Origin of the sequence: Eubacterium sp. 1001713B170207_170306_E7, from assembly GCF_015547515.1 — a bacterium.
Taxonomy (GTDB): Bacteria; Bacillota; Clostridia; order Eubacteriales; family Eubacteriaceae; genus Eubacterium.
On the sequence record NZ_JADMVE010000006.1, the window covers coordinates 269,585 to 282,208 of the forward strand.

13 protein-coding genes and 2 riboswitches are annotated in these 12,624 nt (G+C 49.6%); of the genes, 11 read left to right on the top strand and 2 right to left on the bottom strand.

Features of this window, described 5'->3' with window-relative positions:
• Window positions 1-146 precede the first annotated feature (146 nt).
• Window positions 147-1,124 (bottom strand): hypothetical protein, encoded by a 978-nt coding sequence (locus I2B62_RS15970; RefSeq protein WP_195270032.1) that lies wholly within the window; start codon window positions 1,122-1,124, stop codon window positions 147-149.
• Window positions 1,121-1,462, bottom strand: a complete 342-nt coding sequence (locus tag I2B62_RS15975) for a PadR family transcriptional regulator (protein ID WP_207736031.1) — start codon at window positions 1,460-1,462, stop codon at window positions 1,121-1,123. Before I2B62_RS15975 ends, I2B62_RS15970 begins: the two co-directional genes overlap by 4 nt.
• A gap of 172 nt (window positions 1,463-1,634) precedes the next feature.
• Window positions 1,635-1,758, top strand: a riboswitch (molybdenum cofactor riboswitch).
• 403 nt (window positions 1,759-2,161) lie between these two features.
• On the opposite strand from I2B62_RS15975, the gene I2B62_RS15980 reads away from it, so the two are divergent.
• The 11 genes from I2B62_RS15980 (at window position 2,162) to I2B62_RS16030 (ending at window position 12,537) form a co-directional block, all read left to right on the top strand.
• Window positions 2,162-2,941, top strand: a complete 780-nt coding sequence (locus I2B62_RS15980) for a formate/nitrite transporter family protein (RefSeq protein ID WP_195270033.1) — start codon at window positions 2,162-2,164, stop codon at window positions 2,939-2,941.
• A 146-nt stretch (window positions 2,942-3,087) separates the two neighbouring features.
• Window positions 3,088-3,624, top strand: a complete 537-nt coding sequence (locus tag I2B62_RS15985) for a flavoprotein (RefSeq protein WP_243259558.1) — start codon at window positions 3,088-3,090, stop codon at window positions 3,622-3,624.
• Between the two features lie 138 nt (window positions 3,625-3,762).
• Window positions 3,763-4,605, top strand: coding sequence for a class I SAM-dependent methyltransferase (locus tag I2B62_RS15990; RefSeq protein ID WP_195270035.1), 843 nt, complete (start codon window positions 3,763-3,765; stop codon window positions 4,603-4,605).
• A riboswitch (molybdenum cofactor riboswitch) is annotated at window positions 4,606-4,723 on the top strand. It begins immediately after the preceding gene.
• A gap of 78 nt (window positions 4,724-4,801) precedes the next feature.
• Window positions 4,802-5,899 (top strand): ABC transporter substrate-binding protein, encoded by a 1,098-nt coding sequence (locus I2B62_RS15995; RefSeq protein ID WP_195270036.1) that lies wholly within the window; start codon window positions 4,802-4,804, stop codon window positions 5,897-5,899.
• A gap of 100 nt (window positions 5,900-5,999) precedes the next feature.
• A complete protein-coding gene (locus I2B62_RS16000) occupies window positions 6,000-7,046 on the top strand; it encodes an iron ABC transporter permease (RefSeq protein WP_207736032.1) in 1,047 nt (348 codons plus the stop codon).
• A 1-nt stretch (window position 7,047) separates the two neighbouring features.
• Window positions 7,048-7,827: an ABC transporter ATP-binding protein gene (locus I2B62_RS16005; RefSeq protein WP_195270037.1), complete on the top strand. Its 780-nt coding sequence runs from the start codon at window positions 7,048-7,050 to the stop codon at window positions 7,825-7,827.
• A gap of 448 nt (window positions 7,828-8,275) precedes the next feature.
• Entirely contained in the window at window positions 8,276-8,554 is a 279-nt protein-coding gene (locus I2B62_RS16010) for a CD3324 family protein (protein WP_195270038.1), read from the top strand.
• Window positions 8,555-8,690: 136 nt separating this feature from the next.
• Window positions 8,691-10,010, top strand: a complete 1,320-nt coding sequence (gene rsgA, locus I2B62_RS16015; protein ID WP_195270039.1) for a ribosome small subunit-dependent GTPase A — start codon at window positions 8,691-8,693, stop codon at window positions 10,008-10,010.
• Between the two features lie 71 nt (window positions 10,011-10,081).
• Window positions 10,082-10,468, top strand: a complete 387-nt coding sequence (locus I2B62_RS16020) for an arsenic metallochaperone ArsD family protein (RefSeq protein ID WP_195270040.1) — start codon at window positions 10,082-10,084, stop codon at window positions 10,466-10,468.
• 270 nt (window positions 10,469-10,738) lie between these two features.
• On the top strand, window positions 10,739-11,584 hold the full coding sequence (locus tag I2B62_RS16025; protein WP_347707832.1) for a transketolase: 846 nt from the start codon (window positions 10,739-10,741) through the stop codon (window positions 11,582-11,584).
• Window positions 11,584-12,537 (top strand): transketolase C-terminal domain-containing protein, encoded by a 954-nt coding sequence (locus I2B62_RS16030; protein ID WP_195270042.1) that lies wholly within the window; start codon window positions 11,584-11,586, stop codon window positions 12,535-12,537. Before I2B62_RS16025 ends, I2B62_RS16030 begins: the two co-directional genes overlap by 1 nt.
• Window positions 12,538-12,624: the final 87 nt, after the last annotated feature.

Consider the following 12,624-nt stretch of genomic DNA (forward strand, 5'->3'; position numbering starts at 1 on the left):
AGATCACCTCTCTGCTGAAAAACACAGACAAAGGTTTCAAATACTTATACCCCTTTATCGGAAAAGTTATATAATTTTAACAGAAATTTATGAAAAGTTATGAAAAAAGCAGGACCGGCGGATTCTACCGGTCCTGCTGTCAGTTCTCAGCGGTCATACCAGAAGCCCTTGAACAGGGTGACGCCCATATCAAGGAGAAGGCAAAAAAGAATGACTGCCATAAAGAACAGGTTAAAATAGGTTAAAATGCCTGTGACTACCCCGTTTGACAAGCTGGGAGAAGCCTCAGTGATAAAAGCACTGTTTAAAATTTGTTGGCTGGATAGAAGGACTAAGGTCAGAGCTGCGCTCAGAATATCAGTGACAACGGTGACGATTGCCAGCCTCTTAGTGTACCGGCCTTCGTAGAGCTTAAAACTCTCCCTCGCAATACCGAGGATGGTGAGAGCAACAAAGATATACCACAGCTGGTGAATGAGGTCTACGTTAAACACAGGGATAAAGGGCTGGCCCTCGCCGAATTTTACACAGATAATCTGAGGTGCGGCCAGAAAAATGACGCAGAAGATCACGGAAAAAACAATCCCCACAATGGGCTCACCCTTTGGGATGACGGATTTCTTTTCAGGAACCGGCGGCAGGCTGTCAAGGTCGTTGCCGCCAAAGGTGAGGGCGACGTTTTTTCGTTCAAAGGCTGCAAAAATAAAGGTAACCGCGCCAAAGGCAGCGATGAGTCCGGTGACCAGTGTGCCGAGCCATGAGAAGAGGGTGATATACAGAGCCTCGTGGCTGTCCTGGAAGAATGAGATGAATCCGGAAAGCACAAGCCCAAAGGCCACAGAGGCTAAAACAATACCGGTGACCATTTTATACTGGCTGTAATAGGCAGGGCCGATCAGGTGGTCGCGTCCCTCCGGCATGTATTTCGCCGCGAGCTCAGACGGTGTTCCCAGCTCTGTGAGAACCACCCGGACATCACGGTCTTCAGGCTTCAGGCCATCGCACCGGGCCTCCAGCATATCCTCAATGAGCGAATGCAGCTCTTTATCAATATCACTTCGGAGCCTGGCGGGCAGCCGCCTTGTCACCGCGTAAACATAGCGGTCGATCAGTTCATTTTTCATTTTGCGTCCTCCTCAAAAATTTGGTTAATGCTGTTGACGGTTTTGTCCCAATGCCGTTTTAACTGCTGGCAGATCTCATTACCAAATTCGGTGGTCTGGTAATATTTTCGCGGCTTCGGCCCGTCTGTCTGCCAGGAGCTCACGAGAAGCTCCTGGCTTTCGAGGCGTCTGAGCAGGGGATAAAGGGTATTGGCTTCCGCCACGATTCCCTTTTCGTTGAGCGTGTTTACGAGACTGTAACCGTACATCGGGGCTTTTAGCTGGCTCAGCACGCAGAGCACCAGCGTTCCGCGGCGCAGCTCTGAAACCATGCTTGATAAAACACTGTCCTTATCCAATGGTGTTCCTCCTCAATTTGCTGTTAATCACATTATAGTGTGTTATACACAGTATGTCAATAGTACACAGTATTTTATTTGAAAGCGTCTGAAAGAAAATACTGGACTTCGCAAGGGAAATGTTTTATAATAAGGGTAACTTTCTTTCAGCTTATCTGAAAGAAGTAAACAAATAAATAACCGCATTCGAGTCCGAAGGCCTAAAGGAAGTGAAGCCCCCATGGCCGGGGACCGATGAGTATATCTGGAAACGGATATGCTTTCCGTGTTTGAGAAGAGTGCAGATGATTCCTGAAAATTTTTAGGGGCATACTTCGACACGGGTGAAGTATGCCCTTTTTTAGTGGGTTTTTAGAAAACGGTTATTTCCGATGAGCTCCTGCTGCTTTTTGTCGTTTAGACAGAGAGCGCTAAGCTATATAATCTACCAAGTCAAACGGCCGTCGCATCCTCGGCGGCCCTTTGAACCTTTTGCTGAATGGGCAGGACCATGCGGTTCTGCTTTTTGTGTTTTAAAATATAAGTTTGTTTGATAATTAACTTACGAAAAGTTCTCGAAAAGTAACAATAGAGTAATTTATTGCTGATTTTTAACGCATAAAATATAAAAAATAGGTTAAAAAGAGTAAAAATTTACATTTTAATAAAACTTAAAGTTATGATATAATTTTAAAATAAAATATTCAGGAGGTGTGTGAAATGAATGGTTTTCTTTCTCCGGCGGAGATTGGAGAAGTATGGGTTGGGAATAGTGTAAAAAAAGCGTCCCTATCCATCGGTAAAATGCTGGTTCTCGGCATTTTTGCAGGTATTTTTATCGGCTTTGGCGCCCACGGCTTTTTACTGGCGACAGGAATAGGCAAAGGTGCTTTAGGTGAGGCCATGATCGCTAAGCTGGTGGGGGCTTCGGTTTTCCCGGCAGGTTTGATGATGGTTATTCTATGCGGGGCAGAGCTGTTTACAGGCAACAATTTAATGACGCTGGCCCTGATGGATAAAAAAATCACCGTCAAGGGACTTCTGACAAACTGGGTGGTTGTCTATATCGGCAACTTAATCGGTTCGATCCTGCTGGCCTTTGTGCTGGCCAAAAGCGGCCTTTATGCTGACGCTGTTCTGGACAAGGCGCTGGCTGTTGCGCAGGCAAAGGTCGGGATGTCTTTTTCGGCAGCGCTCATCCGTGGGATTCTATGTAATATTTTAGTTGTTTTAGCGTGCTGGATGCAGGCAGGATCAAAGGACATGATCGGTAAAATCTTTGCGATCTGGTTCCCCATTATGCTTTTCGTCTTTTCGGGCTTTGAGCATAGTGTGGCCAATATGACCTATATTCCGCTTGGTATTTTCTTAGGCGCGGACGTCAGCTGGGGACAGATGTTTTTGAATAATCTGCTGCCGGTTACGCTCGGCAACATTATCGGCGGCGCCATCATTGTACCCTGTGTCTACTATTATGCGTATCTCCGCAAAAAATCGTGAAACTAAAGATGGAATGAGAATTATAGCAGAGCACCCTTTCGGTTATGAGGGTGCTTTTTTATGTAAGCCTGCGGGTGTATTATACCTTTTGAACCGCTTATGCTATAATAAATAATAAAATTCAGATGCTTACAGGAGAAATGAAAATGTTAAATGGAAGAAACATAACCATTGGGATTACGGCCTGTACTCCGGTTGACCAGATTCCCGGGCTGATCCGTATGCTGCGGGATGAAAAAGCAGAGGTAAAGGTCATGCTGACCCCGAATGCCCTTCACTTTATTACCCCGCTTCCACTGCGGCGTGCATCAGGAAATCCGGTTGAAATCGACCAGTTTGAAGAGCCAAAGGTATGGGACCCTGGCCACAGAACCTCCGATCAGTCCGATTTGCTGCTGATCGCTCCAGCCTCTGCAAACACCATTGGCAAGGCGGCCAACGGCATTGCCGATAACCTGCTGACCACGACCATTTTATCCACCACGGGACCCATTGTATTTGCCAACAACATTAACCCAATGATGTATGGCAAGCCCAGCGTACAGCGGAACATTCAGACGCTGAAGGACGACGGCTGTATTTTTGTCGAAAATGAAGCGGGCAAAGCGCCCAACCGCATGCCATCCAATGAGCGGATTTTTCAGACGGTTGCTAAAGCGTTGGAAAGAATGACAGAAGTTTAAAGAGAATGAAAAAATAGGGTAAAAAATTGTTTTCAGGGGAAACCTTCTGGACAATCCTGAAAAAACGCGATAGAATGAAGTGGTAATTGTTTTCAGAATAAGCTGTGCTTATCGTGAAAAACAGGGAAATGTGGTGAAATGATGAACGGATTATTGAATTGGGCAGCGCTTTCAGAGTTAAGCCGTCCGGCCGCCAAGGCCGGGCCCATGGACAGCGATCCCGCTAAAATGTGGGGCGCTGCCGCTCAAATGTACAATAAAATGGCTCAGCTGGAAAGAGAGTATACCCAAAATCAGCTGGACGCCATGATCATTACAAAGGATGACACTGTCTTAGATGTCGGCTGTGGACCAGGCCGTCTCTCGGTGCCAGCCGCCGCGATGGCAAAAAGCGTCACGAGCTTGGATGTGGCCCCACAGATGCTGGCAAAATGCCAGGAAAACGCCGACGCTGCCGGTGCTTCAAATCTGACCACCCGGCTTTTAAACTGGGATGATGTAAAGCCTGGTGAGAATATCGAAAAACACGATGTCGTCATCGCGTCGCGCACAACGGCGCTGGCAGATCTCATAAAGCTGAACGCACTGGCAGACAAGTATGTCTTTATCCTCTGCTGGACAAAAAGTCCCAGCCTGAAGGAGGTGCATGACGCTCTGTTTTATGGGGTGGATGATGCGCTGAGGCCAATGCCTCCGATGAACCGTCTGCTCGGATACAATGTGAATTTCAATTTACTCTACGATATGGGTGTAAACCCAAGCGTTAAAGTGGTCACCGATGGCTTCCACTGTGATTACGAGAACCGCGAAGCCGCCTATGATGACTTGAGAACCCTGCACCCGGTACCCCGGGACCGGGAAGAAATTTTCAGGAGAAACGTGGATGCGTGGCTTACGGATTTACCTGGCGGCGGCGTATCCTTCCGGCGCGAGACCGAGTCCTATGTCATGTGGTGGAAACCGGGAAAACTGGAACTTTAAAATGAAATAAGCATTCGAGTCCGAAGGCCTAAAGGAATTCCCATGGCTGTGGACCGATGAGTGCAGGGGGAAACGCCTGTGCTTTCCGTATTTGAGAAGAGTGCACTGAACTGTTTGATACCAAACGGGCATATTCTTATGCGGAATATGTCCGTTTTTGTATATAAAAACATAGGGAAAGAAGGAGATGTGAGAAATGAAAAATTTTAAAAAAGCCCTATCTGTACTGCTGGTGCTGGTTCTGCTCAGCTTTACCGCAGCCGGCTGTTCGCAGAACGGCGGCAGCACAGCCGAATCTGAGAATACAGGCGGTGACCGCACCATTACCGATATGTCGGGTGTCGAGGTAACGATCCCGGCCGAAGTGAAATCGGTCATTAACCTATGGCCGTCCAGCAACCAGATCATGATTGCGCTGGGCGCGCAGGACAAACAGACAGCCTATATGGCAACACTGCAAAAACCAAGCTTTAAATGGATGCAGATTGTCAATCCGGCCATTATGGAAAAAGAAACCGTTGGCGGAAACGGCGATATCACGGCAGAAGAGCTGTTAAATCTGAAGCCGGACCTGGTCATCACCTCCAGCGATGAGGATGCTGAAGCCTACCGGGCTGCTGGCCTCAACGCTGCGTGTATGATGTTCAACAACTATGATGGTCTGAAGGAATCGGTTCAGAAAACCGGCGAAGCCCTGGGCAGCAGTGAAAAGGAACGGGCAGACAAATACGTTGAATATCTGGAAAAAAATATCAAGCTGGTTCAGGACCGCTTAAAAGACATAAAGGATGAGGACAAGCCAGTCGTGCACTATGTCGATGGACAGAGCGGCACAAGCCCTTATAAAACAACCGGAAACGGCACAATGCAGGAAGAATGGCTGACCATGGCTGGCGGCAAGCTGTCCACCGACGGCATTCTCCAGGGCATGAGCAAGGAAATTACACCGGAGCAGTTCCTGAGTATCAATCCGGATGTGATCATTGTCGGCGGAACAGGACAGGCAGATGCCTATGACGCTTTGATGAGCGACGCCTCACTGGCAAACCTGAAGGCTGTTCAGGACGGCAAGGTTTACCGCAATCCGCAGGGAACCTTCCAGTGGGACCGCTTTGGTTCGGAGTCTGCCCTGCAGGTACTCTGGGTGGCAAAAACCTTATACCCGGATAAATTTGAAGACATTGACATGAAAAAAGAAACCATTTCTTTCTACAAGGATTATCTGGGCTATGAGCTCTCCGATGAATATGCGGATGCGATTTTGGCAGGCAAAAATGCCCCAGACGGCCGCTAAGCCCATTTGAGAACCACAGGTCAAGACATAACGAAAAAGAAGAAACCGTCAAAGCCGCCGAGTGATCGGCGGCTTTTTGAAAATCAAAGGACAAAATTGTATGGCGAGAGATATAAAAGAAAACAAGGTAAAAAATCCGGAAGACAGGCCGCTGGGGTTGGTTTTGACACTGGCGGCGGTTATCGTAATCGCGCTTATTCTGACGGCGCTGTGTGTTGGACGCTATTATGTGCCGGTGATGCAGGCGGTGAAAATCCTGCTGGCACAGGTTTTTCCCATCACCCCGACCTGGGATAAAACCATGTATGATGTCATCATCAACCTGCGGCTTCCGCGTGTGCTGGCAGCTGTTTTGGTTGGCGGCTCCCTGGCGCTGGCCGGAGCCACCTATCAGGGAATGTTTAAAAATCCGTTGGTGTCCCCGGACCTTCTGGGTGTTTCCGCCGGAGCCTGTGTGGGAGCCGCGGTTGCGATTCTCATGAGTCTGGGGAGCGGAATGACACAGGTGCTGGCCTTTACGGGCGGGCTTCTGACGGTATTTGTCACGACCTCCATTCCAAAGCTGATGCACCGCAACTCCACCATGATGCTGGTGCTGGCTGGTGTGATTGTGGGCGGGTTTATGAACTCCATCATCGGCCTGACAAAATACATCGCAGACACCGACACACAGCTGCCGGATATGACCTACTGGCAGCTGGGGAGCATCGCGAAGGTCACCTATCCCACGATCTTTGCGATCGCGCCGATTATGATCATCAGCGGCGCGGTGCTCATTGTCATGCGCTGGCGGATTAACATCCTGTCCCTCGGGGATAATGAGGCGCGTTCTCTGGGGGTTAATCTGCGCTTTGAAAGAGGGATTGCCATAATCTGCTCAACGGTGCTGACAGCCTCGGCGGTATGTATGAGCGGAACCATCGGATGGATCGGGCTTGTGATGCCGCATCTGGGCAGAATGGTGGTGGGCAGCAACAATGTGCGGCTGCTGCCGGTTACCACCCTGCTCAGCGCCGGGTTTCTGATCATTATTGATACCCTTGCCCGGACCCTTACCGGGGGCGAGCTACCCCTTGGCATTTTAACCGGCTTTATCGGGGCGCCCTTTTTCACCTGGGTATTGATCAAGCAAAGGATGAGTGAGTGATATGGCATTACTGGAAGTGAAAAACGCGGGATTCTCTTATCCGACAAGGCAGAATGTTTTCAGCGGTATTTCGTTTGCGCTGGACAAGGGCGAAATCTTTACCATCCTCGGGCCAAACGGGGCAGGCAAATCAACGCTTCTCAACGCCCTGGCAAACCTGACATCCCTGACCGAAGGCGAGATACTGGTGGACGGCGTGCGCCTGGACAAAATGAGCGCCAGGGAAACGGCCTTCAAAATCGCCTATGTGCCCCAGACCACCGAGATCACCTATGGCTATTCAGTCAGGGATTACATCGCCATGGGGAGAGCCGCCCATGTGGGAATGCTGGTGACGCCAAAGAAAAAGGATTATGAAATTGTCGATGAAACCATTGCCCTGCTCGGCATTGAGCATCTTGCCCACCGCCTCTGCACCCAGATCAGCGGTGGTGAAAAGCAGCAGGCGTGCATTGCCAGAGCCATTGTGCAGCAGCCGGAAATCATTCTTTTTGACGAGCCGACCTCAGCGCTGGACTATGGAAACCAATTGAATATTATGCGGCTTATCAAAAAACTGTGCGGCCGTGACTATGCGGTGATCATGACAACCCACAATCCGGACCAGCCGATTCTTCTGGAGGGAAAGGCAGGCATACTGGACCGGGACGGGCGCATGGTAACCGGAACCGTCAACGAGATACTCAGCGAAGAAACACTGAGCGCCGTGTACCGCACAGCCCTGCACCTGGTTTATGTGGAGGAGGCCGAGCGGATGGCGTGCATCGCGGCAAAGATTTAAGCTTTGACAAGGGAAGGCCTGGATGTTATAATTTAGAAAAATGAGTGAAAGAGGTGTGTTGATGTCGGTTTTGTCTGTTTATGAGGTTCTCAACTAAATACAGTTGAAAGGGTACAGCTGTGATGGGGAAGGCCCCTTTTGTTTTGCTGCCCTTTTTAGAAACATACCAGACAGACTGCTTCATATCATCAAATCATGACGGCACAACGGCTTTTGCTGTTCTGTGGTTTTATATTTGATTTATTTTGCCCGCAGGAGCGTTCTGCACTTTTACAGGTGTGGTGTGTTTTCTGCGGGCTTTTTGTATTCCAGCTTATAAATGAAAGGAAATGCTTTATGAAATATCACTCGGATCGTTGTGCATAGCAGGGGCTATCGCACGGCATCAGACTAATGATACGCGTATAGCCCTTGCTTAATCCTAAAAAAATAAATTAGGAGGAGCAACATGAGCTATATAAAGGCAGGCGACGTGCTGCCAAAAGAACTCGTCGACAAAATTCAGGACTATATTGACGGAGAATATATCTATGTGCCCAGAAAAGAGAAAAACCGAAAGGTCTGGGGGCAGAATACCAATCGAAAGCAGGAAACACTTCTGAGAAACCGGGAGATTTACAGGCAGTACCTTGAAGGAACGCCAGTCTCGGGCCTTTCAGAAGCCTATTTCCTGTCGCCGAAGAGTATACAGAAAATTATTGCAAAATGTAAACTGGAAAACCAGTAACAGAAGCGCCGGGTTTAAAAAACCAAACGGCGCTTTTTTGTTTCAGAAAAATAAAGGCGGTTGCCGGGCTGGTAAAACAGCCGGTATAATGCTTTTGGGGCAAAAAGTATTTTCTGAAACAGATTGGAGAAATGAAATGAAAAAGAAACAGATAAAAAAGAATGATCCGATAAAATACATCGGAGCAGATACAATAGAGGCAACCGTTGTTAAAATTATGAATAAGCAGGCCCAGGTGCTGGCAGGTGATAAGCTTGTAAGCTGCCTGCTGCCGCAGGCGCTGGTTTCTGAAAAGAATGCGCTGGCGGTGGGAGACCGGGTGGCTGTAAGCCCGGCCGGCAGCCAGATGTACCAATTATCCGCTGTCCTGCCCAGAGAAACAGCGGTGTTCCGGGGCAACCGGCGTTCGCCGGGAGAATCGGTACTGGTAGCGGCCAATGTGCACTACCTTTTAGTCATTGTGACAGCAGAGTATCTCCGGCATCAGGCCGGCTATCTGGAGGCGGCCAGCATCGCGGCCCGGCGGGCCGGAATCAGGATCCTTATTCTGATCAGTAAATGGGATTTGATCAGCGAGCGGGAAAGAAGCCTGCTTGAGAATAAAATAGCGCTTTATCGGGAAACGGCAGATCTTGTCTTTACCGGGTCTGAGGGGGCGGAGCTGGAGGCGCTGACAAAAGCAGTGTCTGGCAAAACAGGGGTGGTCGTTGGTGACCGCTCCTGCGGTAAGTCGGCTTTGATCCAAAAGATTTTGACCAGACTCATGGAAAATGAAAAAAAACCTGGAAAGCTTCCTGGTACACACACCAGCCAGCTGGAGGCCGGTCCCCAAAACACATGGCTGATTGATACGCCGGGCTTTCGGGATTTTGCCTTGGAGGAAATCACAGCAGACGAACGCAACGCGGTATTTCCCGAAATCGCCGGGCTGGCCGCTGCCTGTGGCTTCAGCAGCTGTACGCACACCCACGAAGAGGGCTGCGCGGTAATACAGGCCCTTCGGGAGGCCCGGATTGAACGGGAGCGGTACGACGCCTATCAGGGTATGTCAGGGAAAAAGCCCAAAGCAGCAATGCAGGCCGACTACAGGCATACCGCCTGCGCCGAGAGCTTTGTATGTAAGGTGTGCGGAGCCCCAGTCGCGCCAGAGGGAGCCGGCAGCCAGCACAGGAACCATTGCCCCAAATGCCTGTCAAGCCTCCATGTCGACAACAGGCCCGGAGACCGCGCATCCCTGTGCCATGGCGTCATGGAGCCGGTGAGCGTGTGGGTTCGGAAAAACGGCGAGTGGGCCATTATACACCGGTGCCGCCTGTGCGGCGCGCTGAGCTCAAACCGCATCGCGGCGGATGATAACCCGGCGCTGCTGATGTCCATCGCCGTTAAGCCGCTGGCGAGAACTCCTTTTCCGCTCAACAAGCTGGAGGAGATGTTCGGAGGAGCGGGCGAGGCTTAAAAGAATTGGAACAGGGTTTTAGACGCTCACTTTGGGGTATCTAGAAAGAAAAACGAAAGCAGGTGTCATAAATGATGCATCATATAGAAATTTTCGATCCGGATATCCAGTGCTACGCAGGAGAGTGCGAGCCCATGGGCAATAAAGAGTACATGCGTATTACCACCATGTTAGAAAATCTGAAAATGGCCGGGAAGGATATTATCCGCTATAATCCCATGCAGGAGCCCTCGCTTTATAAGGAGAAGCCTGAGCTTAAACAGCTGATTGACGAAAAAGGGGTTAAGGCTCTGCCGGCAGTGATGCTGGACGGCAGGATTGTCAAAAGCGGTGAATACCCCTCCAATAAGGAATTGCTGGACTGGGCAGGACTGAGCCAGGAGGAGCTGGTTAAAACCATCATGCAAAAGAAAATGTCAAATTGTAAATGCGGCAACGATCTGGATTGCTGCTGCTAAATAAAAATTTCCAAGAGGACCGGTAAGGCTTACCGGTCCTCTTTTCTTAATAAAAAGCTTAAAAGCTTAATGCCGGCTTCTATAAAATTTTACATCATGACGGGTTAAAAGAAAAAGCACCAGATTACCTCTCAGAAGGACATGACCAGTTAATCTTGTTAAAAGATAGACAAATTTATGGGCGTAAAAAGAGTTGACAAACGGTTTCACAGGAACTATACTAGTCTTAACTGGTCATGACCACTAATGATGACCGAGGGGGAATTACTTGTGGACAAAGTCGAATTAATTGAGAGAAAGGCATTTAATATCCGAAACGATATTGTAAAAACCATTATTGAGAATGGGGATGGTCATGCCGGGCCGTCCCTTTCCTGCACCGATATTCTGGCGACCCTGTACTTTGGGGTGATGAAGGTTGATGTCAATAAACCCAAATGGGAAAAAAGAGACCGCCTTATTCTGAGCGCAGGGCATAAGTGCCTGGCGTTATATGGGACGCTGATTGAAAAAGGATTTGAGAGTGAGCGGGTACTGCACAGCTATAATCATCTGGGCACGATCGTGCCAGGACACCCGGATATGAAAAAGTTCCGGGGGGTGGATTTCAGCTCCGGTGCTCTGGGACATGGCCTGCCCATTGGCTGCGGTATGGCCCTGGACGCAAAGCTTAAAAGCCATGACAACCGTGTGTTTGTCCTGATGGGCGACGGTGAACAGGGAGAAGGCTCTAACTGGGAGGCTGCAATGTTTGCAGCGCACCATGAGCTTGATAATCTGGTTGCGGTTATTGACCGCAACGGCCTGCAGATCAATGGCGCGACGAAAGAAGTGCTTAACAGCGCGGATCTTGCGGAAAAATACAAAAGCTTCGGGTGGGCTGTTGAAGTTGTGGACGGCCACGATGTGGCGGCCATGCTGAAAATTTTTGAACAGACACCCGCTCAAGCTGGAAAACCAACAATGGTTATTGCCAATACCATCAAGAGCAAAGGAATGTCCTTTGCGGAAAACAACGTGAAGTACCACCACTGGAACCCGGGAAAGGATTCAGAGGAAGCCAGACAGGCATTGGAAGATTTACGCAGCTATCAGGAAGCAAAGGGGTGGTCATAATGGCAGGAACAAAACAGAATCCAAGAGATGTTTTTGGCGAGGTGCTTCTGGAAATCGGGAAAGCAGACGAACGCGTTATGGCGGTGTCCTGTGATTCCGGCGCCGGCTCAGGCATGAATCCCTTTAAGGACACGCTGCCCCAGCAGTATTTAGAGGTTGGGATCAGCGAGCAGGACGCCATCGGCATCTGTGCCGGTCTGGCGGAATCCGGAAGAGTGCCGGTGGTATCCGCCATTGCGCCGTTTATCAGCATGCGGTGCTTTGAGCAGATCCGAAACGATGTGGGCTATTCCAACATGAACGTCAAAATTATCGGCTCAAGCAGCGGCCTGTCCCATTCCAATCTGGGCTCTACCCACCAGGCGCTGGAGGATATGTCCATTTTGAAAACCGTGCCCAATATGGTGATCTTTAATCCAGGTGACGGCTACGAGGTAGAGATGTCACTCAGAAAGGCCGTGGCCTGTAAGGGGCCTGTCTATATCCGTATGCCCAGAAACGCCATGGAAATGCCAGTGGACCCAGAGAAGCGCAGCTTTGAAATCGGCAGGGGTGAAAGCCTTTTAGACACCGGTGATGAGGTGGTTATCCTGGTCACGGGAACACTGAGCATGGACGCGCTGGAGGCAGGAAAAAGGCTGGCCGAAAAGGGCTATAAGGTTAAGGTGCTCAATTTTACAACCGTTAAGCCGCTGGATAAAAAGCTGATCCGCGATGCCTATAAAAATTGCCGCCTTATGTGCACGGTTGAGGAGCACATCACCACCGGCGGCTTTGGGAGCAGTGTGCTGGAGCTTTTGGCCGATATGCCGCACTGCGCACCCGTGCATGTGCTGGGCATCGAGGCAGGCTCTACCCAGACAGGACCTTACCGCGAGCTTTTGGATTATTATGGCTTAAGCGCCGGCAAGCTTGCAGAAACCATTGAAACTTACATTCATAATTTAGCATAAGGAGAGAGACATGGAGATTAAATGCAGTTTAAACACCTTCAGAAACACAGACATTACGTTTATAGACAGCGAGAGGGCCTACATCGA

What these genes read in the sequence shown, in the direction of transcription:
- I2B62_RS15970 (WP_195270032.1), bottom strand. Translation starts at nt 1,124, where the DNA reads ATGAAAAATGAACTGATCGACCGCTATGTTTACGCGGTGACAAGGCGG.
- I2B62_RS15980 (WP_195270033.1), top strand. Translation starts at nt 2,162, where the DNA reads ATGAATGGTTTTCTTTCTCCGGCGGAGATTGGAGAAGTATGGGTTGGG.
- I2B62_RS15985 (WP_243259558.1), top strand. Translation starts at nt 3,088, where the DNA reads ATGTTAAATGGAAGAAACATAACCATTGGGATTACGGCCTGTACTCCG.
- I2B62_RS15990 (WP_195270035.1), top strand. Translation starts at nt 3,763, where the DNA reads ATGATGAACGGATTATTGAATTGGGCAGCGCTTTCAGAGTTAAGCCGT.
- I2B62_RS15995 (WP_195270036.1), top strand. Translation starts at nt 4,802, where the DNA reads ATGAAAAATTTTAAAAAAGCCCTATCTGTACTGCTGGTGCTGGTTCTG.
- I2B62_RS16000 (WP_207736032.1), top strand. Translation starts at nt 6,000, where the DNA reads ATGGCGAGAGATATAAAAGAAAACAAGGTAAAAAATCCGGAAGACAGG.
- I2B62_RS16005 (WP_195270037.1), top strand. Translation starts at nt 7,048, where the DNA reads ATGGCATTACTGGAAGTGAAAAACGCGGGATTCTCTTATCCGACAAGG.
- I2B62_RS16010 (WP_195270038.1), top strand. Translation starts at nt 8,276, where the DNA reads ATGAGCTATATAAAGGCAGGCGACGTGCTGCCAAAAGAACTCGTCGAC.
- rsgA (WP_195270039.1), top strand. Translation starts at nt 8,691, where the DNA reads ATGAAAAAGAAACAGATAAAAAAGAATGATCCGATAAAATACATCGGA.
- I2B62_RS16020 (WP_195270040.1), top strand. Translation starts at nt 10,082, where the DNA reads ATGATGCATCATATAGAAATTTTCGATCCGGATATCCAGTGCTACGCA.
- I2B62_RS16030 (WP_195270042.1), top strand. Translation starts at nt 11,584, where the DNA reads ATGGCAGGAACAAAACAGAATCCAAGAGATGTTTTTGGCGAGGTGCTT.